The sequence below is a fragment of the Ramlibacter pallidus genome, assembly GCF_015070875.1.
GTDB classification, from domain to species: domain Bacteria; phylum Pseudomonadota; class Gammaproteobacteria; order Burkholderiales; family Burkholderiaceae_C; genus Ramlibacter; species Ramlibacter pallidus.
On record NZ_JADDIV010000002.1, the window covers coordinates 213,958 to 239,311 of the forward strand.

Genomic DNA, 25,354 nt, shown 5'->3' on the forward strand with positions numbered 1-25,354 from the left:
CCGTCTGAAACTTACTTTGCCCGGGCAGCCACGATGGCTTCGGCGACGTTCTTCGGAGCTTCGGCGTAGTGCTTGAACTCCATCGTGTACGTCGCGCGGCCCTGCGACATCGAGCGCAGCGTCGTGGAGTAGCCGAACATCTCGGACAGCGGGACTTCGGCCTTGATGGCCTTGCCGCCGCCGACCATGTCGTCCATGCCCTGCACCATGCCGCGGCGGGACGACAGGTCGCCCATCACGTTGCCGGCATAGTCTTCCGGCGTCTCGACTTCCACGGCCATCATCGGCTCGAGGATGACCGGGGAGGCCTTCTTGGCGCCTTCCTTGAAGCCGAAGATGGCGGCCATCTTGAACGCCTGTTCGGACGAGTCCACCTCGTGGTACGAACCGAAGGTCAGCGTGACCTTCACGTCGACCACCGGGTAGCCGGCCAGCACGCCGCTGTTCAGCGCCTCGACCACGCCCTTTTCCACCGCGGGGATGTACTCGCGCGGCACCACGCCGCCCTTGATGGCGTCGACGAACTCGAAGCCCTTGCCGGTCTCGTTCGGCTCCACCGTGAAGACGACGTGGCCGTACTGGCCCTTGCCGCCGGACTGGCGCACGAACTTGCCTTCGACGTCGGCCACCTTGCGGCGGATCGTCTCGCGGTACGCGACCTGCGGCTTGCCCACGTTGGCTTCCACGCCGAACTCGCGCTTCATGCGGTCGACGATGATTTCCAGGTGCAGTTCGCCCATGCCGCCGATGATGGTCTGGCCGGACTCCTCGTCCGTGTTCACGCGGAACGACGGGTCTTCGGCCGCCAGGCGCTGCAGGGCGACGCCCATCTTTTCCTGGTCGGCCTTGGTCTTCGGCTCCACGGCCTGGCGGATCACCGGCTCGGGGAACACCATGCGCTCCAGCGTCACGATCGACGACGGGTCGCACAGGGTTTCACCGGTCGTGACGTCCTTCAGGCCCACGCAGGCGGCGATGTCGCCGGCGCGGATCTCTTCGACTTCCTGGCGGTTGTTGGCGTGCATCTGCACGATCCGGCCGATGCGCTCCTTCTTGCCGCGCACCGGGTTGTAGACGCTGTCGCCCTTGGTCAGCACGCCCGAGTAGACGCGCACGAAGGTCAGCTGGCCCACGAACGGGTCCGTCATCAGCTTGAACGCCAGCGCCGAGAACTTCTCGTTGTCGTCCGCCTTGCGGGTGACCGGCTGCTCGTCCTCGTCCATGCCGGTGACCGGCGGGATGTCGATCGGCGACGGCATCAGTTCGATGACGGCGTCGAGCATGCGCTGCACGCCCTTGTTCTTGAAGGCGGTGCCGCACAGCATCGGCTGGATCTCGCCGGCGATCGTGCGCGTGCGCAGGCCGAGGGTGATCTCCTCTTCGGAAAGGTCACCTTCTTCCAGGTACTTGTTCATCAGCTCTTCGGACGCCTCGGCCGCGGCCTCGACCATCTTCTCGCGCCATTCCTTCGCGGTCGCGACCAGGTCGGCCGGGATCTCCTCGAAGGTGAACTTCATGCCCTGGGACGCCTCGTCCCAGATGATCGCCTTCATCTTGCGCAGGTCGACCACGCCGGTGAAGTTCTCCTCGGCGCCGATCGGGATCACGATGGGCACGGGGTTCGCCTTCAGGCGCAGCTTCATCTGGTCGTAGACCTTGAAGAAGTTGGCGCCGGTGCGGTCCATCTTGTTGACGAACGCGAGGCGGGGCACCTTGTACTTGTTGGCCTGGCGCCAGACGGTTTCCGACTGGGGCTGCACGCCGCCCACGGCGCAGTACACCATGCAGGCGCCGTCCAGCACGCGCATGGAACGCTCCACCTCGATGGTGAAGTCCACGTGGCCGGGGGTGTCGATGATGTTGATGCGGTGCTCGGGGAAGGACATGTCCATGCCCTTCCAGAAGCAGGTGGTGGCCGCGGAGGTGATCGTGATGCCACGTTCCTGCTCCTGCTCCATCCAGTCCATGGTGGCGGCGCCGTCGTGCACTTCGCCGATCTTGTGGTTCACACCCGTGTAGAACAGGATGCGCTCGGTCGTCGTGGTCTTGCCGGCGTCGATGTGCGCGGAGATACCGATGTTGCGGTACCGCTCGATGGGCGTTTTGCGGGCCATGATGAGTCTTTCGGTTGAAACGGCACGAGCCCGCTCATGGCGGGCCCGTACCTCAGGTGGGGACGGTTCTTAGAAGCGGAAGTGGCTGAAGGCCTTGTTGGCCTCGGCCATGCGGTGCACTTCGTCGCGCTTCTTCATGGCGCCGCCCCGGCCTTCCGTGGCTTCCATGAGTTCGTTGGCCAGGCGCAGGGCCATGGACTTCTCGCCGCGCTTCTTGGCGGCTTCCTTGATCCAGCGCATCGACAGCGCCAGGCGGCGCACGGGACGCACTTCCACCGGCACCTGGTAGTTCGCGCCGCCGACGCGGCGGGACTTCACTTCGACCATCGGCTTGACGTTGCTGATGGCCATGGTGAACGCCTCGACCGGGTCACGGCCGGGGTTCTTCTTCTCGATCTGCTCGAGCGCGCCGTAGACGATGCGCTCGGCGATCGCCTTCTTGCCGCCTTGCATGATGACGTTCATGAACTTGGCGAGCTCGACGTTGCCGTACTTGGGATCCGGCAGGATTTCACGCTTAGGGACTTCGCGACGACGTGGCATTTCTAACCTCTCTGTTTGCTTCAGCTGGCCCTCTGGGGACCTTGGGCGCCATCTGGCGACCCGCTTACTCGACCCGGGATTGGGTCACTACGCTGATTCAGCCTGCCAGGCCGAATGAGCACCGACAAACCACTTTGGCTGTTTAGGCCTTCTTCGGGCGCTTGGCGCCGTACTTGGAACGGGACTGCTTGCGGTCCTTGACGCCTTGCAGGTCAAGCGAGCCGCGCACGATGTGGTAACGCACACCGGGCAGGTCCTTCACGCGGCCGCCGCGCACCAGGACCACGGAGTGTTCCTGGAGGTTGTGGCCTTCGCCGCCGATGTAGGAGATGACTTCGAAGCCGTTGGTCAGGCGGACCTTGGCGACCTTCCGCAGCGCGGAGTTCGGCTTCTTGGGCGTCGTGGTGTACACGCGCGTGCACACGCCCCGGCGCTGGGGGCTGTTCTGCATCGCGGGGGACTTCGATTTGACTTTCTCGACTTCCCGGCCCTGACGCACGAGCTGGTTGATGGTTGGCATTGAAGAAAACGTCCCTAAACGTCGTGAAAAAAGGAAAAGCATTCCCGCCCCAAATTGCGGGAAAGCCCGCGAGTATATCCCGGGGGGCAGAAACCCTCAACCGGGCGGGCTGGGGCGGGGCTGGGGCTCAGGGGCCCCGATTGGTTGCGGGACGGGATCCCCGCCTGCGCGGGGATGACCCTCGGGGCCCGCCGCAGGCGGGCGCCGAGGGTCACTTGATCCAGAGGCGGATGGCGTCCCAGGCGCGGCCGAAGATGCCGGCCTCCTCCACGGCGTCCAGCGCGACCAGCGGCACTTCGCGCAGCAGCTGGTCACCGGAGAGGATCTTCAGCGTCGCGACCTTCTGCCCCTTGGTGAGCGGGGCAACCAGCGGATCCGGCCGGGCCACCTGGGTCTTGATCTGCGAGGCGCTGCCGGCCGGCACGGCCAGCACGATCGGCAACGGCTGGCCCAGCTTCACGGTGTCGGCCGTGCCTTTCCAGATCGGCGGCGACACCACGGCCTGGTTGCCGTCGAAGAGCTTGAGGCCCTCCCAGGCCGTATAGCCCCAGTTCAGCAGCTTCTGCGCCTCGTTCGCGCGGGCGTTCTCGCTATTGGCCCCCAGCACGATGGCCACCAGCCGGCGGCCCTGGAGGTTGGGGAAGTCGCGCTTGGCGGTGGCGATCAGGCAATAGCCGGCGGCCTCGGTGTGGCCCGTCTTGAGCCCGTCGACCGTCGGGTCGCGGAACAGGAGCATGTTCCGGTTGGTGTCGTTGGCGGTCGGCGTGCCCTGGTAGCGGTATTTCTTGATGCTGTAGTAGTGCAGGTACTCCGGGAAGTCCTGCATCAGCCGGGTCGACAGGATGCTCAGGTCGCGCGCGGTCGTCGTGTGCCCCGGCGCCGTCAGCCCCTCGGGGTTGCGGTAGCCGGTGTTCTTCATGCCCAGTGCCTTGGCCTGCTGGTTCATCAGCTCGACGAAGCGTTCTACCGAACCGCCGACCGCCTCGGCGAGCGCGACGGTCGCGTCGTTGCCCGACTGGACGATCATGCCCTTGATGAGGTCCTCCACCGGCACCTGCATCTTCGGGTCGATGAACATGCGGGAGCCGGGCATCTTCCAGGCGCGCTCGCTCACCGGCAGGGCCTGCTGCAGCGTCAGCTTCTTCGCCTTCAGTGCGTCGAAGACGAGGTAGGCCGTCATGAGCTTGGTCAGCGACGCCGGCTCCACCGGGCTGTCCGGGTCGCGCGCCGCCAGCACCTGGTTGGCCGACACGTCCATCAGCAGGTAGCTCTTGGCGGCGACTTCGGGGGCTTGCGGCGCCTGGGCTGCGGCGGCCAGGCAGAAAAGGGCGAACAGCGGCGCCAGCAGCGCCTGCATCCAACGAGTTCTCATCCTTGTGTTCGCAGGTGGCGGACCACCAGACTTTTCAAAAGCGGCAATTGTCCGTGAAAGAAATGCTCGACCCCGGGAACGACCGTAACGGGGAGTGACTGCGGCCGCGCCCAGTCCAGCGCGTCCTGCAGCGGGACCGTCTCGTCCTTCTCGCCATGGACGACCAGGGTGCGTTCGTGGCTCTCGGGCGGCAGCGTGGCCACCTGGAAGCGCGACGCGGCGGTGCCGACCAGCACCACGAATTGCACGTCGCGCTGCCCCCAGAGCGCCTGCACCGCCTGCGAGGCGACGAAAGCGCCGAAGGAGAAGCCCGCCAGGGCGATGGGCCCCTGCGGTGCGAGCGCCTGCACCAGGGCCAGCAGGTCCTGGGTTTCGCCGCGGCCCTCGTCGTAGCTGCCGGCGCTGCTGCCCACCCCGCGGAAGTTGAAGCGCACCGCCGTCCAGCCGCACTGCACGAACGCGCGCGCCAGCGTCTGGACAACCTTGTTGTCCATGGTGCCGCCGAACAGGGGATGCGGGTGCGCGATGACGACGGTGCCGCGGGCCACGCCCTCGGGCTGGTCGCGCAGCACCTGGACGAGGCCCGCCGTCCCGGCGACCTCCAGCCGTTCCGTCTGGGCGTTCATCAGCGGCCGAGGTGCGGCGGCGTCAGCAGGCGCTCCACGACCTTGCCATCCCGCAGGTGCGACTCGACGATCTCGTCGATGTCCTTCTCGTCCACGTACGTGTACCAGGTACCTTCCGGGTAGACGACGGCGATGGGGCCGCCCTGGCAGCGGTCGAGGCAGCCCGCCTTGTTCACGCGCACCTTGCCCGGGCCGGCCAGGCCGCGCGCCTTCACCTGCGACTTGCAGCGGTCGAACGCCGCCTGCGCGTTGTGGTCCGCGCAGCAGGCTTCGCCGTTCTCCCGCTTGTTCAGGCAGAAGAAGATGTGGTGCTCGTAGTACTGGGGCGCGCTCATGCGGGGATTGTAGGAGGGGCTTCCCGGCGCGAGACGCGCAGCAGGACGTACACCAGTACCGCGTAAGGCCACAGCCACCCGAGCCACTGGGCCAGGCCGTGGAAGCGGATGAAGCGGCCCTGCTCCCACTCCTGCAAGGTCACGGTGAAGTACGCGCTGGCGGGCGCCTGGTTCAGCACGGCCAGGTGGATCACCAGCACCAGCAGCAGCACCGCCGCGCAACCTCGCCGCGGCACCGCGAGCATCAGCATCGCCAGCACCAGTCCGAACAGGAGGCCGACGCGCACCGGCATGCTGAGCCAGGCCCAGGCATGTTGCGGGCCCCAGCTCAGCGCGGCGGACAAGGCCGTCACGCTGGCGCCGAGGGCGACGGCCACGACGGCGAAGACGGCACGGTGGCGGGCAGATCGCAGGATGGTGTAGCCCAGCAGGCAGGGGATGAAGGCGCCGAGCCCGACGCACAGCAATTCGGCCGCGGGCACCAGCGGCTGCAGCTCCACCTCGCGCAGCGGCATCCATTCGAGGAAGGGCGTCTCCTCCAGCCACTCGGCCACGGCGGTCTCCAGCCGTTCCAGCACCTGGCCCAGGCCGAGCGGCACCGCTGCCGGGAACAGCAGCGCGAAGGGCCAGAGCGCCAGCAGCACCAGCGCACCGCGCGCGTGCGGGATGAACCAGCGCTCGCGGAAGCGGCTCCAGCGGTCGATCGCGCCGCCGAGTTCCAGGCCCGTCGCCGTGATCGCACCGATGAGCGTGCCCGACACGTTGAGGCCGAAGTCCACGTTCGAGGCCACGCGTGAAGGCAGGAAGGTCTGCACCGCCTCCATCACGAAAGACAAGGCGGTGCCCGCCACCAGAGCCACCGCAATCGACGCCAGGTTCGGATGCGTCGCGAAGTAGCGCACGTTGCCGCGGCGCATGAAGCTCAGGGCCAGCAGGAAGCCGAGCGGCACGTAGCCGATGACGTTGGCGACCAGGTCGAAGACCGTCCAGTACTTCGGCCAGCCCGCGAACAGGAACTCCCAGGGCGGGATCTCCTGGTTGCGCCAGCCGGAGAAGGGATACAGGCTCGCGTAGACGATCAGCAGCGCATAGGCGCCCGCCAGCGGCCAGGCGGAAGTCTTGTGCTGCATGTCAGAACGGCTTCACGACCACCAGCACGACGGCGGCAACCAGGAAGAGGACGGGAAGTTCGTTGAACCAGCGGAACCAGCGGTGGCTGCGCCGGTTGGTGCCGGATACGAACTTGCGCAGCACCAGCGCGCAGGCGTGGTGGTAGCCGACCGCGAGCACCACCACCGCCAGCTTGGCGTGCATCCAGCCCGCGCCGCGCCCGATGCCCCAGTGCAGCCAGAGCACGAGGCCGAGCGCGAGCGCCGGCACCGCCAGCAGGGTGGTGAACCGCAACAGCTTGCGCGCCATGACGAGCAGCCGCTCGCGTTCGGCGTCCGACCCCGGCGGCACCATGGCCAGGTTCACGAAGATCCGCGGCAGGTAGAACAGGCCCGCGAACCAGCTGGCCACGAACACGATGTGGAAGGCCTTGACCCAGAGCATGGCCGCGAGTGTACGGACCGGCTGCGTGCCGCGGTGGCGAAGCGCGCGTTCCGCCGGCGCGAAAAAAAACCCCGGTCGCAGCGCGCCGGGGTCAGGAAGCCTTTTTGCTGTCACACATCAAGGCGCCCGCTCAGGGAGGAAAAGCGGGGGGCGGCAAGCCGCCCGACGCGTAATTTAACAGCGGCCCCTGGCCCTTTCAAGCCTGGAGTCCCGGGAATCCCGCCTTCGCGGCAGGCGTGCGCTTCCCGGTGACAGGCGGCCCTGGCGGCCGGTCGCGCAACGCGCCGCGCGGCATCGGGCACAATTTTCACCATGACTTCCTACGCACCCTATCCCCAGGGCCGCCCGCGCCGGTTGCGGCGCGACGAGTTCACGCGCAACCTGGTGCGGGAGCACGCGCTCACGCCGCACGACCTGATCTACCCCGTGTTCGTGCTCGACGGCCAGAAGCAGCGCCAGGAAGTCGCCTCCATGCCGGGCGTGCAGCGCGTGAGCCTCGACCTGCTGCTGCCGGTGGCGGAGCAATGCATGAAGCTGGGTGTCCCCGCGCTCGCGCTGTTCCCCGTGATCGATCCGGCGCAGAAGACGCCCGATGGCCGCGAAGCCTGCAATCCCGAGGGCCTGGTGCCGCGGGTGGTGCGCGCCCTGAAGAAGGAGTTCCCCGAACTGGGCGTGATGACCGACGTCGCGCTCGATCCCTTCACCAGCCACGGCCAGGACGGCCTGCTCGACGACACCGGCTACATCCTCAACGACGAGACCATCGCGGTGCTGGTGCGGCAGGCCCTCACGCAGGCCCAGGCCGGGGTGGACATCGTGGCGCCTTCCGACATGATGGACGGGCGCATCGGCGCGATCCGCAACGCGCTGGAGAAGGACAACCACATCCACACGCGCATCATGGCGTACAGCGCCAAGTACGCGAGCGCCTTCTACGGCCCGTTCCGCGACGCGGTGGGTTCTGCGGCCAACCTGGGCAAGAGCAACAAGAAGGTCTACCAGATGGACCCGGGCAACACCGACGAGGCCCTGCGCGAAGTCGCGATGGACCTTGCCGAGGGCGCCGACATGGTGATGGTCAAGCCCGGCATGCCTTACCTCGACATCGTGCGGCGCGTGAAGGACGAATTCCGCGTGCCCACCTTCGCCTACCAGGTCTCCGGCGAGTACGCGATGCTCAAGGCCGCTGCCGCCAACGGCTGGCTGGACCACGACCTCGTGATGATGGAAAGCCTGCTCGCCTTCAAGCGGGCCGGTGCCGACGGCGTGCTGACCTATTTCGCACTGGACGCAGCCCGCAAGCTGCGCGCCTAGCCGAGGGCCGCACGTGCACATCGTCGAATTCGGTGCCGGCACCCTGCGCTTCCTGGAGCAGCCGCCGGCACGCGTGCCCGAAGGCGGCTTCGTGTGGATCTACATCGAGCGCGAGGAACTGCAGGAGCGGCTGACCGAGCTGCAGCGCGCGGCGAACACCCTGGGCGGCTCGGCCCTCCTCGACCTGCACGTGAAGGACCTGGGCAACCGGTCCCACCCGTCGCACTACGACTACACGTCGGTGTACGACCTGGTGATCTTCCGGCGGCTGGCCACGGAGCAGGAAGTGCGCGTGGAGCTCGGCGAGGACGTGCCCGCCGATCGCGCGCTCGCCTCCTTCGGCCGCATCCGCACGCGGGCCATCGGGTTCGCCGTGTTCGACCGGCTGCTGATCACCGTGCATCCTTCCGGCTGCCAGTCCGCGCGCACCTTCATCCAGCGCTACCTCGGCGACGTCGTGCAGAGCGAAGGCGTGACCGCGGTCGCGCGCACGCGCCTGCCCGCCAGCCCCGCGGACCTCATGCTGCGCATGGTCAACATGATGGTCGACAGCTACCTGGAGCTGCGCAAGGTGCTCAGCGCCGAGCTCGACGACTGGCAGCACGCGCTGCTGGCCGCGCGCGCGCGCGGCGCGGACTGGGCGGCACTGATGTCCGCGCGCAATGCGCTGCACACGCTGGAGGACCTCTGCGAGGAGCAGAACGACGCCATGCAGGAATGGCTGGACGGGCAGCAGGAGCAGCCCCCGCCGTGGATGGGACAGGCGGAACGGGACTCGCTGCTGGCGCGTGCGCGCGACGTCGTCGAGCACATCGAGCGCGTGGTGCACCACGTGCGGCGCATGGAACACGGCGCCGAGACGGCGGTGCAGATCCACTTTTCGGCGCTCGGCAACCGCACCAACGAGATCATGCGCACGCTGACCGCGCTCACCGCCATCTTCCTGCCGCTGAACCTGATCGCGGGCGTGTTCGGCATGAACTTCGAATTCGTGCCGCTGATCCATGCGGCCACCGGCTTCTGGTGGACGCTGGGCAGCATGGTGTTCATCGCGGTCGCGCTGGGCGTCGTGTTCTGGCGCAAGCGCTACCTGGCGCGCACGCGGTGATCCGCATCGGCACGGCGGGCTGGAGCTTGCCGCGCGAGGTGCAGGACCGGTTCGCGCCGGGTGACTCGCACCTCGCCCGCTATGCCTCGGTGTTCCCCGTGGCGGAGATCAACTCGTCGTTCCACCGGCCGCACCAGCGGTCCTTGTACGCGAAGTGGGCCGCCGCCGTGCCGGAGGATTTCCGCTTCTGCGCCAAGCTGCCGAAGACGGTCACGCACGAGCGGCGGCTGGTCGGCTGCGAAGACCTGCTGGACGCCTTCCTCGACCAGGCGGGCGGCCTGGGCGGGAAGCTGGCGTGCCTGCTCGTGCAGCTGCCGCCCAGCTTTGCGTTCGACCATGCGCTCGCCGACGCCTTCCTGCGCGCATTGCGCGCCCGCTTCGCCGGTGCGCTGGCGCTGGAGCCCCGCCACGCCACCTGGTTCGACGCCGAGGCCGACGCCTTGCTGCGGCACTGGGAAGTCGCCCGGGTCCTCGCCGACCCGGTGCGGCACGACGCGGGCCGTCTCCCCGGCGGCTGGCCGCGGCGCGTGTACCTGCGGCTGCACGGCACGCCGCGGGTGTACTACTCGGCGTACGAAGATGCGGTGCTGCGCGCGCTGGCTGCGCGCATGCGCCAGGCCGAAGCCGAAGGCGCCGACGTCTGGTGCATCTTCGACAACACCGCCTCCGGCGCGGCGGCCGGCGACGCGCTGGCGCTGCAGCGCCTGCTAGAACCAGGGCGGTGAGAGCTGCTCGTGGGCGAACACCCGCTGGACCGCGGGCCGCTCGCTCATGCGCTGCAGGTACGGGCCGAGGTTCTTCCGGTCACGTGCCTTGGCGCCGTGGAAATTGCGCGTCCAGCGGCACAGCGTGAACACGTAGGCGTCGATCGCGCTGTACTCCTTGCCGAAGGCCCACGGGCCGCCATTGCGTTCCACCAGCGCATCGAGCTGGTCGACCAGGCCGTTGACCTTCTCCTGCGCCTTCGCCTTCACCTCGGCGGCCCCTTCGGTGTTGCCCTCCTTCACCCAGCGCTCCGGGTAGAAGTAGACGATCAGCGCCTGCTGCAGCGTCGTCGCGCACCAGGACAGCCACTTGTAGAACTCGGCCCGGGCCGGCGTGCCCAGGGCGGGCGCGAGCTTCGCCTGCGGATGCGTGTCGCACAGGTGCAGCACGATCGCGGCCGTCTCGTACAGCACGAGCTCGCCGTCCGTCAGCACCGGCATCAGGCCGTTCGGGTTCAGCTTCAGGTACGCGGGCGCCTTGTGCTGGTCCTTCGTGCGGTCGACCAGCACGCGCTCGTACGGCGCGCCGAGTTCTTCCAGCACGATGTGCGGGATCATGGCCGCGGTGCTGGGGTAGTAGTGCAGTTGCATCGTCATGGAGCGGGAGCCTTCAGGCCGAACAGGTTGGCGCCATTGTCCCAGGCGATGCGGCGGGCCACGTCCGCCGGCAGGTCCGCCAGCCAGGCGCGGTAGCCCTTCATGGTGTCGTCATAGGACTGCCACCGCTGGTTCACCCAGGTGTCGGAACCGAGGAGGAAGCGGTCGGGATACTTCAGGAACAGCTGCCGCCATTCGGGGCACAGCCTGCCCCCCTCGCAGGTGAGGCCGGGCCGGTACGAGAGCTCTCCCATCAGGAGCGGGTAGCGCGCCATCATCTGGTCCACGCGGGCCACGGGCGTTCCGCCGATGCCGGTATGGGCCCAGATCAGCCGCAGCTTCGCGCCCTTGGTGGGCGTGTGCGCCATCAGCAGGTCGACGGCGGCATCGTCCACGTGCGCCAGCACGGCCAGCTGCTTCTCCTCCGCCAGGACCATCAGCTTGCGCGCGACCGGGCCGTTGGCGTTGCCGGACTCGTACAGGTGGAACTCGCCGATGCCCCGGAACGGGCCGGCGGCCGTGCCGCGCGCCAGTTCGGCCTGCACCATCTCGTGGATGCTCTCGTCGCGGAACCAGTTCGAGTAGTCGGCGCGGTTGCGGTACAGCCGGACGAAGGGCACGACGGTCACGCCCGCCTGCCGCGTCTGCGGGATCTGCGCCAAGAGCTTGCTGCCGTCGTTCGGCCGCGAGTTCGCGATGATCGCGCGAACGCCGTTGCGCTGCATGCGCGCCAGCACGTCGGCCGGCGGGTGCGGGCCTTCGCGGCCGTTCCAGGCCTCTTCGTTGTAGTGCAGGTGCGCGTCGAAGATCGGGCCGGTGTATTCCGCCGCGGCCAGGGCCGACGCGAGCGACAGGGCGAGGAAAGTGGCGAGGCGGCGCATCATCCGACGTGCTTGCGGAAGAAGGCGAGCGCGCGCTCGCGGGCGAGCTTCGCCGCGGCCGCGTCGTACGAGCCGCGCTGGTCGCAGTTGAAGCCGTGGTTGGCAGCGTAGACGTGCACCTCCACCTCCGGGTGCGCCCGGCGGAAGGCTTCGACGCCGTCGAGGGGGATCCACTTGTCCTGGTCGCCGAAGTGCGCCAGCACCGGCACCCGCGGCTGGCGCTGGGTCTCGTCGGGTGTCGTGACGCCGCCGCCGTAGTACGGCACCGCCGCGCTCAGGCCGGCGAGTTCGCACGCGGCGCGCCACGCCAGCAGCCCGCCGTAGCAATAGCCGACGATGCCGACCTTGCCGGCCTGCCCGGCGTGGCCGATCGCGGCTTGGATGTCCTGCAGGACGCCGGGCGCGGGGAGCGCCTCGGTGGCCGCCTTCAAGGCCTGGCCGGCCGCCATGTCGTCGGCCTGGTAGCCGAGGTCCACGTCGGGCTTGACGCGGTGGAAGATGGCGGGCGCGACGGTCAGGTAGCCGTCGGCCGCATAGCCATCGGCGACGGAGCGGATGTGCGAATTGACGCCGAAGATCTCCTGGATGACGACGATGCCGCCGCGCGGCCGGCCCTGCGGCTGGGCGACATAGGCGGGAATGGACTGGCCGTCGGCGGCCCGGAGCTGGAGGAAGGTTCCCATCGCGATTTCCTGTTGTTCGAGCACTGCGGAAGGCCGCGAGCTTCCCTCAGCCGCCGCGGGCCGTCAATCCGCCGCCTGTTTTGATCTAATGGCAGCGTGCCGCAACGCGGCAGTGGAGACATCGAGTGGACGAAGTCCTGTTGGTCACCGGCGGCAGCCGGGGCATAGGCGCGGCGACGGCCATCCTGGCGGCGCGCAAGGGGTATGCGGTCGCCGTCAATTTCGCCAGCAACGAGGCCGCGGCGCAGGACGTCGTGCGGGCAATCGCGGCTGCGGGTGGGCGGGCCCTTGCGGTCCAAGGCGACGTGGCCGACGAAGCGCAGGTACTGCGCATGTTCGCCGACGTCGATGCGAAGCTGGGGCGCCTCACGGCGCTGGTGAACAACGCCGGTGTCGTCGACCGCGCGCAGCGCGTGGACGAGATGGACTTCGGGCGCCTGAAGCGCATGTTCGACATCAACGTGATCGGCAGCTTCCTCTGCGCGCGCGAGGCGGTGAAGCGCATGAGCACGCGCCACGGCGGACGCGGCGGTGCGATCGTCAACGTGTCCAGCGCGGCGGCCCGCCTGGGCGCGCCCGGACAGTACGTGGACTACGCCGCGGCCAAGGGCGCGATCGACGCGATGACCATTGGACTGGCCAAGGAGGTCGGGGCCGAAGGCATCCGGGTGAACGCCGTGCGGCCTGGGCTGATCGAAACGGACATCCATGCGTCCGGCGGCCTGCCGAACCGCGTGCGCGACCTGCAGCACCAGGTGCCCATGCAGCGCGGCGGCACCGCGGATGAAGTGGCGCAGGCCATCGTCTGGCTGCTCTCGCCGGAGGCGAGCTACACCACCATGTCCCTGGTCGACGTGTCGGGGGGCCGCTGATGCCGGTCACCATCTTCTGGGAAGACCTGGCGCCGGGCAGCGTGCGCGAGCTGGGTTCGACGATGGTCGACGCAGCCGAGGTCAAGGAATTCGCCGGCAAGTACGACCCGCAGCCCTTCCACCTGGACGAGGAAGCCGGCAAGGCCTCGCTGTTCGGCGGCCTGTGCGCGAGCGGCTGGCACACCTGCGCGATGGCGATGCGGCTCACCGTCGACAACCTGTTGCGCCATTCGGCGAGCCTCGGCTCGCCCGGGCTGGAGAGCCTGAAGTGGCTCAAGCCCGTGTTCCCCGGGGACCGGCTCACGCTGCGCCACACCATCCTGGAGTCGCGTGCCATGCGCAAGCGGCCGGACGCCGGCATCGTGCGTTCGCGCTGGGACCTGTACAACCAGGACGGCGCCAAGGTGCTGGAGATGGAGGGCTACGGGATGTTCCGCCGCCGCACGCCGGCCACGCCGGAAGAGATCGCGCGCCTCGACACGCAGCGGCCGGCGGGCTGAATGGACTACAAGGCGCTCATCACGCTGCTGGCCATCGTCAACCCGCCGGCGATCGTCCCCTTCTTCATCCACTACACGCAGGGTTTCTCGCGCGCGCACCGGCGCCACACCGTGGTGGTCGCGTCGTTCACGGCCTTCCTGGTCATCGCGGCCAGCGCCGTGTTCGGCATCCGCATCCTGGAGTTCTTCGGCATCTCGCTGGCGAGCTTCCAGGTGGGCGGCGGCATGCTGCTGCTCACGAGCTCCCTGAACATGCTGAACGCGAAGCCGGCCGAAGTGAAGCCCGCCACCAACGAACTGGAGGAAGGCGCCGAGAAGGCGGCGATGGGCGCGAGCATCGCGGTGGTGCCACTGACCATCCCGCTGCTCACCGGACCGGCCACGATGTCGACCGTGGTGATCTACGCCGAGCGCGCGCAGACCGTCTGGCAGCTCGCCACGCTGGTCGGCTTCGGCGTGGTGATCGCGCTGGTGACGGCGGTGTGCTTCGCGCTCGCCAACCCGATCGCGCGCGTGCTGGGCCAGACGGGCATCAACGTGCTCACGCGCCTGATGGGGTTGATCCTCGCGGCACTGGCCGTGGAGGTGATGGCCGAGGGACTGGGCAAGCTGTTCCCGGTGCTCGGCCGCGCGGCACTCGGGGGCTGAGCGCTAGCGGGGCTGCGCCGCGGTCACCGGACGCTGGTTGCGGCGCCGGTGCAGCAGCCAGCCGCCGATGACCGCGGCCAGCGCCGCGCCCTGCCAGGCGAGGCCTTCCGCCGTCGGGTGCACGCCCAGCAGCGGCCATTCGACGAACTCCACCAGCGTGGAACGCAGCACGCCGGCCTCCTGCAGCGCCGCGATGCCGTGGCCCACGAAGACGACCGCGAGCAGCGCCAGCAGCGCGGAAGTGGCGCCGAAGAACGGGCCGATCGGCAGGCGCACGCTGTACTTCAGGATCGCGCCGCCGATGACGGCCAGCAGCACGGCGGCCGCGGCGATGCCCCAGAGCACCGCATCGCGCCCACCCGCGCCGGCCTGCACCCACAGCGTCTGGTAGAACAGGACGACCTCGAACAGCTCGCGGTACACGGCGAGGAACGAAACCCCGGCCATCGCCCACAGCGTGCGCCGTCCCAGCGCGCTGGTCACCTGCTGGCGGATGAAGGCGTTCCAGGCTTGCGCGTACGACTTGCCGTGCAGCCACCAGCCGACGTACAGCAGCATGGCGGCGGCGAGCAGCGCGGTCACGCCCTCGGTGAGCTCGCGGTTGGCACCGGACACGGCGATGACATGGGTGGCGACGAACCACGTCACCACGCCCAGCAGCACCGCGGCGATCCAGCCCGCGTGCACGTAAGGCAGCGCGTCGCGGCGTCCCGTCTTCACCACGAAGGCGCCGATGGCGGCCAGCACCAGGATCGCTTCGAGCCCTTCGCGCAGCAGGATCAGCAGCGAGCTCACGAAAGCGGTCGTCGGCGACAGCCCTTCGTTGCCGAGCTTGGCGTCGGCCTGGTCGAGGAGCCCATCGATGCGAGCGACCCGCGCCGCGATGTCTTCGACGGGGGCGCCGTCGGTGATCGCTGCCCGCAGCGCGATCATCTCGCGCTCGGTGTCGCGGCGCAGCGCGGGATCGACGTTGTCGAGCGCGGCCTCCACCAGCTCGAAGCCTTCGAGGTACGCGGTGATGGCATGCTGCCGCGCGGCGGCGCGGTCGTTGGCGCGCACCGCCTGGACCGCGTCGGCCAGCCGCGAGCGCGTGAACTGCAGGGGCGGCTCGCCGGCGGCCGCGAGCGCGGCCGGATGGCGCACGAGGTAGGCGTGAAGCGGCCCGAGGTCGGGGCCCGCCGCCGCGATCTCGCCCGGCGCCCGCATCACGAGCGACTGCAGGGCCTGGAAGCTTTCGCGGCCCTTGCCCTCTTTCCACGCCGCCTCGCCGCGCGCTGCGAGCTCCGGCGTCGTGCGCAGGTCGGCGGCGAAGAAGGCCAGCGCCCAGCGGTCCGCCTCGCTGAGTTCGTTGAAGCTGCGCATGGGCGTGCCGTTCACGCCGAGGCTGATGGTGTTGTAGAGGCCATAGAGGCTGCGCTGGTCCATGCGCGCCGCGTCGTGGAAGTTGCTCGGCGCGGGGTCCATGCCCCTGGCGAGCGGACCGTCGCCACGGCCCTGCGCACCGTGGCACGACGCGCATTGCGCCTGGAACAGCGTCGCGGCGCGCACCAGGTCGGGCGCCGCCCGCGGCGCAACGGCCACCTTGTACATGCGCACGACGTCGCCGCGCACTTCGGCCGCGCGTCGCGAGACCTCCGCGCCCGGTGCCTTGGCCTCGATGCGGGCGAGCAGCTCGCGCGCCTTGGCCACCAACTGCGCCTGTTCGGCATGCGCGGGCAGTTGCTGCACCAGGGCAAGCGATTGCGTCGCGAACTCCTTCTGCTCCTGGTACTCCGCTTCGTCCAGCACCTTGCCGTCCTGCACGAACTCCGGGTAGTCGACTCCGACGTAATCGAGCATGTGGATCACGGTCTGGGCCGCTTCGGCCGGCGTCGGTGCGGCGAGCGCCGGACGCGCCGCGCCCAGGGTGAGCAGCAGGAGGCACAGCGCCGCTGCGGGCAGCCAACGGCCCGCGCGCAAGGAAAGGGAAGCCTGGGGTTGCATCGGCGAAAACCTTGAAATCCACACGTATTTAAACGCGAATCATTCTTATTATGGTTTAAAGTCGCGCTCCCGTCAGCCTCCTCCAACGAAAAAGAACATGCGCACCCGCTCCCGTGCCGCCTGCATCGCCACCGCGGCCGCCCTCTCCCAAGGCCCCGCCTGGAGCCAGTCCGCTGCCCCGGTCGACCCGACGCCCACCCTCCGCACCGTCACGGTGAACGCCAGCGCCGACGCTTCCGCCCAGGGCCTGTCGCCCGAGTACCCCGGCGGGCAGGTCGCACGCGGCGGGCGGGCCGGCATCCTCGGCACGCGCGACCCGCTGGCGTCGCCGTTCTCGATCACCAGCTACACGAACCAGCTGATCCAGGACCGGCAGGCGCGCGGCGTCGGCGAGGTGCTGCAGAACGATCCGGGCGTGCGCGTGGCGCGCGGCTTCGGCAACTTCCAGGAGTCGTACTTCATCCGCGGCTTCATCCTGAACTCGGACGACGTCGCCTACAACGGGCTGTTCAGCCTGCTGCCGCGCCAGTACATCGCCACCGAACTGTTCGAGCGGGTGGAAGTGCTGCGCGGCGCCTCTGCCTTCCTGACCGGCGCCAACCCGGGCGGCGGCGGCCTCGGGGGCGCGGTCAACCTGCTGCCCAAGCGCGCACCGGCCGACCCGCTCACCCGCGTGACGGTGGGCGCCGCCAGCGGCGGCCAGGGGCAGGTCGCCGCCGATATCGCGCGCCGGTTCGGCCCCGACGGCGCCACCGGCATCCGCGTGAACGCGGCTTATCGCGATGGGGGCACCGCCGTGGACGAGGAACGCGCGCGCCTGGGTGTGGTGGCGGTCGGCCTCGACTGGCGCAGCCGCGACGTGCGCCTGTCCGGCGACATCGGCCACCAGGACCACCGCCTGCGCCGCACGCGGCCGAACGTCTCGATCGCGCCCGGCGTTGCCAGCGTGCCGGCGCCGCCGGATGCGTCGTCGAATTTCGCGCAACCCTGGTCGTACTCCAACGAGCGCGACGTCTTCGGCACCCTGCGCGGCGAATGGGACCTCACGCCCGCCATCACGGCGTGGGCGGCGTATGGCCTGCGGCGCAGCGAAGAAGCGAACTCGCTGGCCAACCTCACCGTCGACAACCTCGGCGGGACCGGCGCCGCCCGCACCTCGCGCTTCGACAATGCGCGCGAGGACGATGTCGACACCGGCGAGCTGGGCCTGCGCGGCAAATTCCGCACCGGCAGCGTCGGCCACGAGTGGGTCGTGGCCGCCAGCGCCTTCTCGCTGGACAGCCGCAATGCGTTCGCGTTCGACCTGTTCCCGCTGCGCACGAGCCTGTATGCGCCCACCGCGCATCCGCAGCCGCCGCTGGGCGCCACCACCTTCTTCGGCGGCACCCTCGGGTCGCCGCTGCGCACCACCCGCACGCGCCTGCAAAGCTTCGCCCTTGGCGACACCCTGTCGATGATGGACGACCGCCTGCTGCTCACGCTGGGCGTGCGCCACCAGCGGCTGGACCTGGGCAGCTACGACTACACCACGGGCACGCAGCTCTCCCGCTACGAGGCCCAGCGCAACAGCCCGGCCGCCGGCATCGTCTGGAAGGCCAGCCCGGAGCTGTCGGTCTATGCGAACTACGTCGAGGGCCTGACCCAGGGCGAGAGCGCGCCGGCCTCGGCCGCCGGCGTGCCCGTCGTCAACGCCGGCGAGTCGCTGCCGCCCTACGTGAGCAAGCAGAAGGAAGTCGGCGTGAAGGTCCAGCGCGGGACGCTTGGCGGCAGCCTGGCCCTGTTCTCCACCACCCGGCCGCGCGCCTACGTGAACGCGGCGAGCGTCTTCACCGCGGGCGGTGAAGACCGCCACGACGGCCTCGAGTTCAACGTCTTCGGCGAGGCGGTGCGCGGCGTGAAACTGCTTGGCGGAGCGACCTGGCTGTCGGCGAAGCAGCGCGACACCGGCTCCGCCGCCACCGATGGCCGGCGCGTCATCGGCGTGCCCCGGTTCCAGGCGTCGGTCGGCGCCGAATGGGAAGTGCGGGCCGTCGAAGGCCTCGCGCTGGATGCGCGCGTGGTGCACACCGGCGCGAGCTACGCCGACGCCGCCAACACACTGCGCGTCCCCGGCTGGACGCGCCTGGACCTCGGCGCCCGCTACCTGATGGAGGTCGGCGGCCGGCTGGTGAGCCTGCGCGCACGCATCGACAACGTGGGCGACCGCAACCACTGGGCTTCTTCCGGCGGCTTCCCCGGCGCCGGCTACCTCGTGGTCGGCGCGCCCCGCACCTTCTCCCTCAGCGCCTCGGTGGACTTCTGACCATGATGACCCAACAAGCCATCCGCACCTGGTCCTGGGTGCACAAGTGGAGCAGCCTCGTCTGCACGGTGTTCATGCTGCTGCTTTGCCTGACCGGGCTGCCGCTGATCTTCACGCACGAGATCGGCCACCTGCTCGGGACCGAGATGGAGGCGCCCGCGATGCCCAAGGGCACGCCGCACGTGAGCCAGGATCGCCTGAACGAGGTTGCCCGCTCCAAGCACCCGGACCGCGTCGTGCAGTTCTCCTTCCCCGACGAGGACGACCCCAACGTCTGGTACTTCACCATGACGCCGACGCCGGCCCCGACCGACGACTTCCGTTCGGTGGTCCTGGACGCGCGCACGGCCGACGTGCTGGGGCAGCCCCGCTTCGACGAAGGCTTCATGTGGGTGATGTTCAAGCTGCACGTCGACCTCTTCGCGGGCCTGCCGGGCATGCTGTTCCTCGGCTTCATGGCGCTGCTGCTGCTGGTGGCCATCGTCTCCGGCGTGGTGCTGTACGCGCCCTTCATGCGCAAGCTGGCCTTCGGCGAGGTGCGCCGCGACAAGTCTCCGCGCATCCGCTGGCTGGACCTGCACAACCTGCTGGGCATCGTCACGCTCACCTGGGCGTTCGTCGTCGGCGCCACGGGGATGATCAACACCTGGGCCGACCTGCTGATCAAGTACTGGCAGCACGACCAGCTGACGGCGCTGCTGGCGCCGTACCAGGGCCAGCCGACCGTGCCGGTGGCCGAACGCGCGTCGCTGCAGAAGGCCTACGAGGCCGCGCTCGCGCACGCCCCGGGCACCAAGCTGTCGTTCGTCGCCTATCCGGGCACCGCCTTCTCGAGCCCGCACCACTGGACCTACTTCCTCAAGGGTGAGACGCCCCTCACCTCGCGGCTGCCGCGGCCGGTGCTGGTGGACGCGCGCACCGCGCAGGTCACGGCGGCGCCGGAGCTGCCCTGGTACCTCACGGTGCTGCTGGTCTCGCAGCCGCTGCACTTCGGCGACTACGCGGGCATGCCCATGAAGATCCTGTGGGCCATCCTCGACATCGCCACCATCTTCGTGCTGGGCAGCGGCCTGTACCTCTGGTTCAAGCGCAGGCAGCCGCGGACGCTGCTGCAGGAGGCCGGCGTCGTGGTCCCGGGGACGGCGCCATGAGCGATCGCCAACGCATGTGGCGCGCACCGGTCGTGCTGGGCGTGCTCACCGCCAGCGGGCTGGTGAGCGCCCTGGTCTCCGACAGCTGGGGCGACGCCTGGTCCTGGGTCGGCCTGGGCATTCCCGTGGCGGTGATGGCCTGGTACGCCCGGCCGCGCAAGCCTCGCCCGCCGGCCTGACCGGACCGCAACCGACATCGCGGCCGCGCGCCGCAGCCAGCCCCGCCGGCCTTCCGGTGCAGCCAGCTCCCGCATCCCATCACGGATCGAACAAGAGGAGAAAGCACCATGAGAAGGAAGAAGCTCACCCGCCTCGCGGGTGCCCTGGCCACGGGCGTGTTCGCCCTGGCCCAGCCCGCGGCCCGCGCGCAGGACACGCTGCCGGAAGTGAAGATCCGCGCCGACCAGCAGCGCGAGTCGGCCACTTCGCCGGTCATCGGCTACAAGGCCCGCAACGCGGCGACGGCAACGAAGACGGACACGCCGCTCAACGAGACGCCGCAGTCGGTGACCGTGATCACGCGCGACCAGATGGTGGACCAGGGCGCCACCACGCTGCAGGAGGCGCTGAACTATGCGGCCGGCGTCCGCTCCGACGCCTACGGCATCGACTCGCGCACCGATTCCTCGCGCATCCGCGGCAGCGAGCCGACGGAGTACCAGGACGGCCTGCGCCGCCTGTTCGACTGGTACACCAGCAACACGCGCACCGAGCTCTTCACGCTGGAGCGCGTCGAGGTCCTGCGCGGTCCCGCCTCCATGCTGTTCGGCCAGGGCAGCACCGGCGGCGTGGTCAACATGGTCAGCAAGCGACCGCAGCCCGTGCGCCAGGGCGAGGTCGGCGTGCAGCTGGGCAGCTGGGGCCGCAAGCAGGTGCAGCTGGACCTGACGGGCCCGCTGGACGCGGAAGGAAAGTGGCTCTACCGGCTGGTCGCCGTCGGACGCAACGCGGACACGCAGGTCGACCACGTGCCGGACGACCGCGCCCTGCTCGCGCCATCGCTCACCTGGCGTCCGAGCGGCGCCACCTCGCTGACGCTGCTGGGACACTGGCAGAGGGACCAGAGCGGATCGACCGCGCAGTTCTTCCCCTGGGAAGGCGTGCTGCTGCCCAACCCGAACGGCCGCCTGCCCACCAGCCGCTTCATCGGCGAACCGGGCTTCGACCGCTACGATTCGGAGCGCGCCTCCTTCGGCTGGCTGTTCGAACACCGCTTCCACGGCGCGCTGGCCTTGCGCCAGAACGTGCGCTATTCGCGCAACGAGGTCGACTACTTCACCCTGTACGGCGACTCCTTCCTCGCGCCGGGCACCTGGGCCGGTGACCCGGTGAACAAGCGTCTGTTCGGCCGCTTCGCCGACGCCACCAGCACGACCGCGCGCATGCTGTCGGCGGACCAGCACGTGGAGGCCGACTTCACCACCGGCAGCGTGAAGCACAAGCTGCTGGCCGGCGTCGACGCGCTGCGCTACACCAAGGAGACGCGCTCGTTCTTCGACTTCCCGGTGTATGCCGGCGGCTCGGTGCCGCTGATCGACGCCTACGCCCCGGTCTACACCGGCTACACACCCGGCCCGCAGACGGCGGACCCGCGCTCGACGCTGCGCCAGGCCGGCTTCTACCTGCAGGACCAGCTGCGCCTCGGCTCCTGGGTGGTGGTCGCCGGCCTGCGCCACGACCGCGCCACCAACACGCTGGAAGGCAGCCCCGACGAGGACACGCGCGCGACGACCAAGCGCTTCGGCGTGCTCTACGCCGCGCCCAACGGCGTTTCGCCCTATGTGAGCTACAGCGAATCGTTCACGCCGGTGGCCGGCCTGAACTTCTCCAACGAACGGTTCCGCCCCCTGCGCGGCAAGCAATGGGAAGCCGGCGTGAAGTACGAGCCGCCGGGCGGCGACACGACGTTCGGCGCCGCCGTGTACGACCTGCAGGAGACCAACCAGCGCGTCCCGGACCCGTCGAACCCGCTCAACAGCCTGCAGTCGGGCCGCACGAAGACGCGCGGGCTGGAGCTGGAGTTCAAGGGCCGCGTGACGCGCAGCGTCGACGTCCTCGCGCACTACAACTACACCGACATCGACCCCGCCCTGGAGCAGCTGCCGCGCCACCAGGCGGCGGTCTGGGCCAAGTACCGCTTCGCGATCGCCGGCAGGCCCGGCTTCTCGGTCGGCGCGGGGCTGCGCCACTTCAGCGCTTTCCGCGACGGCGCGGCGCCGGAGACGCCGGCGGTGACGCTGGCCGACCTGCTGCTCGCCTACGACACCGGCAACTGGCGCTATGCGCTGAACGTCACCAACCTGGCCGACAAGGTCTACGCCAGCACCTGCCTGTCGCGCGGCGACTGCTGGTACGGTGCGCGCCGCAACGTCGTCGCCACCGCCACCTACCTGTTCTGACGCTCAGAACTCCTGCCACTCGCCGCTGCCGGGCCGTGCGGCGGCCGGCCGGCTCCAGGCCGGCAGGGCCGGCGCCGGCGGCTGCCGCTGGGCGCGCAGGGGGACGGGGGCCGTGCGCACAGGCGCGGCCGCCACCGGTTCCGGCGCGGGCGCATCGTCGCCCAGCCGGAAGCGCGACACGCTGCGCAGCAGGGCGACCGCCTGGCCCTTCATCGACTCGGTCGCGGCGGCCGCCTCCTCCACCAGCGAGGCGTTCTGCTGCACCACCTGGTCCATCTGGGTCACGGCGGTGTTCACCTGCTCGATGCCGCCGCTCTGCTCCTGGGAAGCCGCGGCGATCTCGGCGATCAGCGCGCTCACTTCCTCGACCGAACGCACGATGTCCCCCATCTTGCTGCCGGCTTCCGCCACCTGCGTGGTGCCCGCTTCCACCTGCTGCACCGAGTCGCCGATCAGCGACTTGATCTCCTTGGCCGCTTGCGCGCTGCGCTGGGCCAGGCTGCGCACCTCGGCGGCCACCACGGCGAAGCCCCGGCCCTGGTCGCCCGCGCGTGCCGCTTCCACGGCGGCGTTCAGCGCCAGGATGTTGGTCTGGAACGCGATGCCGTCGATCACGCCGATGATCTCGGCGATCTTGCGCGAGGACTGCTGGATGCCTTCCATCGTGTGCACCACGCGGCCCATCGCGGCACCGCCCGCGCGCGCCTCGCCGGCGGCGGTGGTCGCCACCTGCTTGGCCTGCCGCGCGTTGTCCGCGTTCATCGTCACGGTGGACGTGAGTTCCTCCATGGAGCTCGCCGTTTCCTCCAGCGTGCTGGCCTGCTCCTCGGTGCGCTGCGACAGGTCCTGGTTGCCCTGCGCGATCTGCGAGCTGGTGTCGGCGACCGTGCGCGCGCCTTCCGCCACGTCGCTCACCAGCGAGCGCAGGCGGTCGGTCATCTCGCCGAGCGCGCGCAGCAACTGGCCCATCTCGTCGCGCGCGTCGCTGTGCACCCGCACCGAGAGGTCGCCGTCCGCGATGCGGCGCGCCGCGCCCACCGCCTCGTTGACCGAGCGCGAGATCGAACGCGTGATCAGGGTGGCGGCCAGCAGCGCCAGCACGAGGCCGCCGATGCTCAAGGCGATGAGCAGGTTGCGCCCCTGCTGCGCGCTTGCGGTCGCGTCCCCGGCACTGCGGCCGACTTCAGCGCTGAAGTGATCGGACATCGCCTGGATCGAATCGACGTAGCGGTCGATGGCCGGCACCATCTCGGCGTCCATCATGCGCATCGCCGCCTCGGGGTCCGCCTGCTTGAGTTCCAGCACCTTCTTGCGCGAAGCGAGGTAGGCCGCGCGGCGCGCGCCGACTTCGGCGAACAGTTCCTTGGCCCTCGGCGTGTCGAGCAGGCTCTCCACCTCCTGCTGCAGGGTGGAGATGCGCTTGGTCGTCGCCTCCATCGCCGGCGTCAGCATCCGCTTGAGGTCCGGGTCGTCCGACCGCGTCAGCACCACGGCGCGGACCGCGTTCGCCCGCGTATTGGACAGCCAGTTGCCCACCACGCGCTCCAGCCGCAGGTGCACCTGCGCCAGGTCGTTGACGACGGCGCTTTGCTGCGCCAGGCGCCAGGCGCCGACGGCGGCCGTGGCGGCCAGCAGCAGGATGAGGGCGGTGAAGGCCAGCGCGAGGCGCAGGCGGATGCTGCCCCGTCCCCAGGCGCCGGCGGCATGCATTTCGTTCATGACTGATTTCTCCCCGGCGACGCCGATGCAGCCCCCGCATGCGTGCGCGGGGGCTCACTGTCGAGGCTAGCAGCGGGGAGCGGGTTCGTCCTCGGGGAAGCGCCGGCGTGTGACCGGAGCGGCACACACTTTGTCACGAAGATCGCGACCTTTTCATCAGCGAAAACGAATGTATGACACGGGCGCCGGTGCCAAGACGCGGCCGCCCCGACCGGTCGGCCCTCTTGGTCAGGCCAATAAACAGAAGTACAGTATTGGCCTGACCAATTTCAAGGCACGGCCCGCACGATGAACCCGAAGCTACCCCACGGCGGCGCCCGCCGTTGCTGCCCGTGACGGCGCCGCGGTCCTCCGGCGTCCTCCTGGTGACCGGCGCGACCGGAAAGGTCGGACGCACGTTCGTCGACCGGATGCTGGCCGACCCGCGGTTCGACGGCTTCCGCATCCGGGCGCTGTGCCACAAGCGCACGCTCGCCCCGCACCCGCGCGTCGAGACCGTGCACGGCTCGATCCGGCAGCGCGACGACGTGCGGCGCGCGGTCGAGGGCGCCACCCACGTGCTGCACCTGGCGACCAGCAAGGAGACGCCCGACGAGGTCATGGACGTCGCGGTCAAGGGCATGTTCTGGCTGCTGGAGGCGTGCCGGGCGAGCCCCGCGCTGCGGCAGTTCCTGCTCGTGGGCGGCGACGCCGCCGTCGGCCACTTCCATTACGCCCATCCGGTCCCCGTCGTCGAGACGCAGCCGCACAGCGCCTACCCCGGGTGCTACGCGCTGTCGAAGGTGCTCGAGGAGGTGATGCTGCAGCAATACCAGGTGCAGTACGGGCTCAACGGCTGCTGCCTGCGCGCGCCGTGGATCATGGAGAAGGACGATTTCCGCTACACGCTGTCCTTCGGGGAGGACGTCTTCGGCGGACCGCGCTGGCACGAACTCGTCGGCCCGGAACGCGCGCGCGAATACGTCCGCAACGGCGCGGTGCCCGTGATGCTGGATCCGGAGGGGCGCCCGGTCCAGCGCAACTTCGTGCACGTCGACGACCTCGTGGATGCGCTGCTCCTCGCCGTGGATGCGCCCCGCGCACGCCAGCAACTGCTGCACGTGTGCATGGACGAACCCGTCGACTACGGCGCGCTGGCCGCGTACCTGGCGCGCACCCGCGGCCTGCCGGCCGTGCCGGTGCCCACCGTCTACCGCTCGACCTGGCTGGACAACAGCAAGGCGAAGTTCCTGCTCGGCTGGCGGCCCCGCTACGACATGGCCCGCCTGGTGGAGTCCGCATGGTCGTACCAGCGCGCGCCGGACGACCCGCGCGTCGTCTGGTACCCCGGATAGGCATGCCGGCCCGCCCGTCGCAGCACCGGGCGGCG

At 69.7% G+C, this 25,354-nt stretch carries 24 protein-coding genes; 11 read left to right on the plus strand and 13 right to left on the minus strand.

Translation table 11 applies throughout. From position 1 onward, the window contains the following. Positions 1–11: 11 nt before the first annotated feature. From fusA to IM787_RS05995, 8 genes are all read right to left on the minus strand, one after another. Positions 12–2,114, minus strand: a complete 2,103-nt coding sequence (gene fusA / locus IM787_RS05960; RefSeq protein WP_193675730.1) for an elongation factor G — start codon at positions 2,112–2,114, stop codon at positions 12–14. Between the two features lie 69 nt (positions 2,115–2,183). Next, positions 2,184–2,657 (minus strand): 30S ribosomal protein S7, encoded by a 474-nt coding sequence (rpsG, locus tag IM787_RS05965; RefSeq protein WP_193675731.1) that lies wholly within the window; start codon positions 2,655–2,657, stop codon positions 2,184–2,186. 142 nt (positions 2,658–2,799) lie between these two features. After that, positions 2,800–3,177 (minus strand): 30S ribosomal protein S12, encoded by a 378-nt coding sequence (rpsL, locus tag IM787_RS05970; protein WP_193675732.1) that lies wholly within the window; start codon positions 3,175–3,177, stop codon positions 2,800–2,802. Positions 3,178–3,388: 211 nt separating this feature from the next. Beyond that, a complete protein-coding gene (locus tag IM787_RS05975; RefSeq protein WP_193675733.1) occupies positions 3,389–4,549 on the minus strand; it encodes a D-alanyl-D-alanine carboxypeptidase family protein in 1,161 nt (386 codons plus the stop codon). Beyond that, a complete protein-coding gene (locus IM787_RS05980; RefSeq protein WP_193675734.1) occupies positions 4,546–5,175 on the minus strand; it encodes an alpha/beta hydrolase in 630 nt (209 codons plus the stop codon). The genes IM787_RS05975 and IM787_RS05980 overlap by 4 nt, the downstream gene beginning before the upstream one ends. Then, positions 5,175–5,510, minus strand: coding sequence for a (2Fe-2S) ferredoxin domain-containing protein (locus IM787_RS05985; RefSeq protein ID WP_193675735.1), 336 nt, complete (start codon positions 5,508–5,510; stop codon positions 5,175–5,177). The genes IM787_RS05980 and IM787_RS05985 overlap by 1 nt, the downstream gene beginning before the upstream one ends. After that, positions 5,507–6,640, minus strand: a complete 1,134-nt coding sequence (locus IM787_RS05990; RefSeq protein WP_193675736.1) for a VanZ family protein — start codon at positions 6,638–6,640, stop codon at positions 5,507–5,509. The genes IM787_RS05985 and IM787_RS05990 overlap by 4 nt, the downstream gene beginning before the upstream one ends. A 1-nt stretch (position 6,641) precedes the next feature. Further along, a complete protein-coding gene (locus tag IM787_RS05995; protein WP_193675737.1) occupies positions 6,642–7,064 on the minus strand; it encodes a CopD family protein in 423 nt (140 codons plus the stop codon). Positions 7,065–7,376: 312 nt separating this feature from the next. On the opposite strand from IM787_RS05995, the gene hemB reads away from it, so the two are divergent. The 3 genes from hemB to IM787_RS06005 are packed head-to-tail and all read left to right on the plus strand — an operon-like array spanning position 7,377 to position 10,211. Then, complete coding sequence (hemB, locus tag IM787_RS06000) at positions 7,377–8,378, plus strand: porphobilinogen synthase (RefSeq protein ID WP_193675738.1); 1,002 nt, start codon at positions 7,377–7,379, stop codon at positions 8,376–8,378. 13 nt (positions 8,379–8,391) lie between these two features. After that, positions 8,392–9,486, plus strand: coding sequence for a magnesium transporter CorA family protein (locus IM787_RS21445; protein ID WP_354004360.1), 1,095 nt, complete (start codon positions 8,392–8,394; stop codon positions 9,484–9,486). After that, the gene (locus IM787_RS06005) at positions 9,483–10,211 is read left to right on the plus strand and encodes a DUF72 domain-containing protein (RefSeq protein ID WP_354004361.1); all 729 of its coding nucleotides are present in this window, start codon (positions 9,483–9,485) and stop codon (positions 10,209–10,211) included. Before IM787_RS21445 ends, IM787_RS06005 begins: the two co-directional genes overlap by 4 nt. Here the strand turns inward: IM787_RS06005 and IM787_RS06010 are convergent. The 3 genes from IM787_RS06010 to IM787_RS06020 are packed head-to-tail and all read right to left on the minus strand — an operon-like array spanning position 10,194 to position 12,411. Beyond that, positions 10,194–10,847 (minus strand): glutathione S-transferase family protein, encoded by a 654-nt coding sequence (locus IM787_RS06010; RefSeq protein ID WP_193675740.1) that lies wholly within the window; start codon positions 10,845–10,847, stop codon positions 10,194–10,196. The two genes, IM787_RS06005 and IM787_RS06010, sit on opposite strands and share 18 nt — an antisense overlap. Further along, positions 10,844–11,728 (minus strand): amidohydrolase family protein, encoded by an 885-nt coding sequence (locus IM787_RS06015; RefSeq protein ID WP_193676338.1) that lies wholly within the window; start codon positions 11,726–11,728, stop codon positions 10,844–10,846. The genes IM787_RS06010 and IM787_RS06015 overlap by 4 nt, the downstream gene beginning before the upstream one ends. Continuing rightward, entirely contained in the window at positions 11,728–12,411 is a 684-nt protein-coding gene (locus IM787_RS06020; RefSeq protein WP_193675741.1) for a dienelactone hydrolase family protein, read from the minus strand. Before IM787_RS06020 ends, IM787_RS06015 begins: the two co-directional genes overlap by 1 nt. 125 nt (positions 12,412–12,536) lie before the next feature. On the opposite strand from IM787_RS06020, the gene IM787_RS06025 reads away from it, so the two are divergent. From IM787_RS06025 to IM787_RS06035, 3 genes are read left to right on the plus strand one after another with little or no spacing between them, the layout of a single operon-like run. After that, positions 12,537–13,283, plus strand: a complete 747-nt coding sequence (locus tag IM787_RS06025; RefSeq protein ID WP_193675742.1) for an SDR family oxidoreductase — start codon at positions 12,537–12,539, stop codon at positions 13,281–13,283. Further along, positions 13,283–13,783: a MaoC family dehydratase gene (locus tag IM787_RS06030; RefSeq protein ID WP_193675743.1), complete on the plus strand. Its 501-nt coding sequence runs from the start codon at positions 13,283–13,285 to the stop codon at positions 13,781–13,783. Before IM787_RS06025 ends, IM787_RS06030 begins: the two co-directional genes overlap by 1 nt. Beyond that, positions 13,784–14,431, plus strand: a complete 648-nt coding sequence (locus IM787_RS06035; protein ID WP_193675744.1) for a MarC family protein — start codon at positions 13,784–13,786, stop codon at positions 14,429–14,431. It abuts the gene before it with no gap. Positions 14,432–14,434: 3 nt separating this feature from the next. Here the strand turns inward: IM787_RS06035 and IM787_RS06040 are convergent, their stop codons facing one another. After that, a complete protein-coding gene (locus IM787_RS06040; RefSeq protein WP_227494139.1) occupies positions 14,435–16,390 on the minus strand; it encodes a cytochrome c/FTR1 family iron permease in 1,956 nt (651 codons plus the stop codon). 121 nt (positions 16,391–16,511) lie between these two features. Between IM787_RS06040 and IM787_RS06045 the strand changes: the two genes are divergently transcribed. From IM787_RS06045 to IM787_RS06060, 4 genes are all read left to right on the plus strand, one after another. Further along, entirely contained in the window at positions 16,512–18,716 is a 2,205-nt protein-coding gene (locus tag IM787_RS06045; RefSeq protein ID WP_193675746.1) for a TonB-dependent receptor, read from the plus strand. A 5-nt stretch (positions 18,717–18,721) separates the two neighbouring features. Continuing rightward, positions 18,722–19,867, plus strand: coding sequence for a PepSY-associated TM helix domain-containing protein (locus tag IM787_RS06050; protein ID WP_193676339.1), 1,146 nt, complete (start codon positions 18,722–18,724; stop codon positions 19,865–19,867). Next, the gene (locus tag IM787_RS06055) at positions 19,864–20,046 is read left to right on the plus strand and encodes a hypothetical protein (RefSeq protein ID WP_193675747.1); all 183 of its coding nucleotides are present in this window, start codon (positions 19,864–19,866) and stop codon (positions 20,044–20,046) included. The genes IM787_RS06050 and IM787_RS06055 overlap by 4 nt, the downstream gene beginning before the upstream one ends. Positions 20,047–20,154: 108 nt before the next feature. Continuing rightward, positions 20,155–22,266: a TonB-dependent siderophore receptor gene (locus IM787_RS06060; protein ID WP_193675748.1), complete on the plus strand. Its 2,112-nt coding sequence runs from the start codon at positions 20,155–20,157 to the stop codon at positions 22,264–22,266. 3 nt (positions 22,267–22,269) lie between these two features. Here IM787_RS06060 and IM787_RS06065 read toward each other — a convergent pair whose 3' ends face one another. Further along, on the minus strand, positions 22,270–23,985 hold the full coding sequence (locus IM787_RS06065) for a methyl-accepting chemotaxis protein (RefSeq protein ID WP_227494140.1): 1,716 nt from the start codon (positions 23,983–23,985) through the stop codon (positions 22,270–22,272). Positions 23,986–24,317: 332 nt separating this feature from the next. On the opposite strand from IM787_RS06065, the gene IM787_RS06070 reads away from it, so the two are divergent. Further along, complete coding sequence (locus IM787_RS06070) at positions 24,318–25,319, plus strand: NAD-dependent epimerase/dehydratase family protein (protein ID WP_193676341.1); 1,002 nt, start codon at positions 24,318–24,320, stop codon at positions 25,317–25,319. The last annotated feature ends 35 nt before the right edge of the window (positions 25,320–25,354 follow it).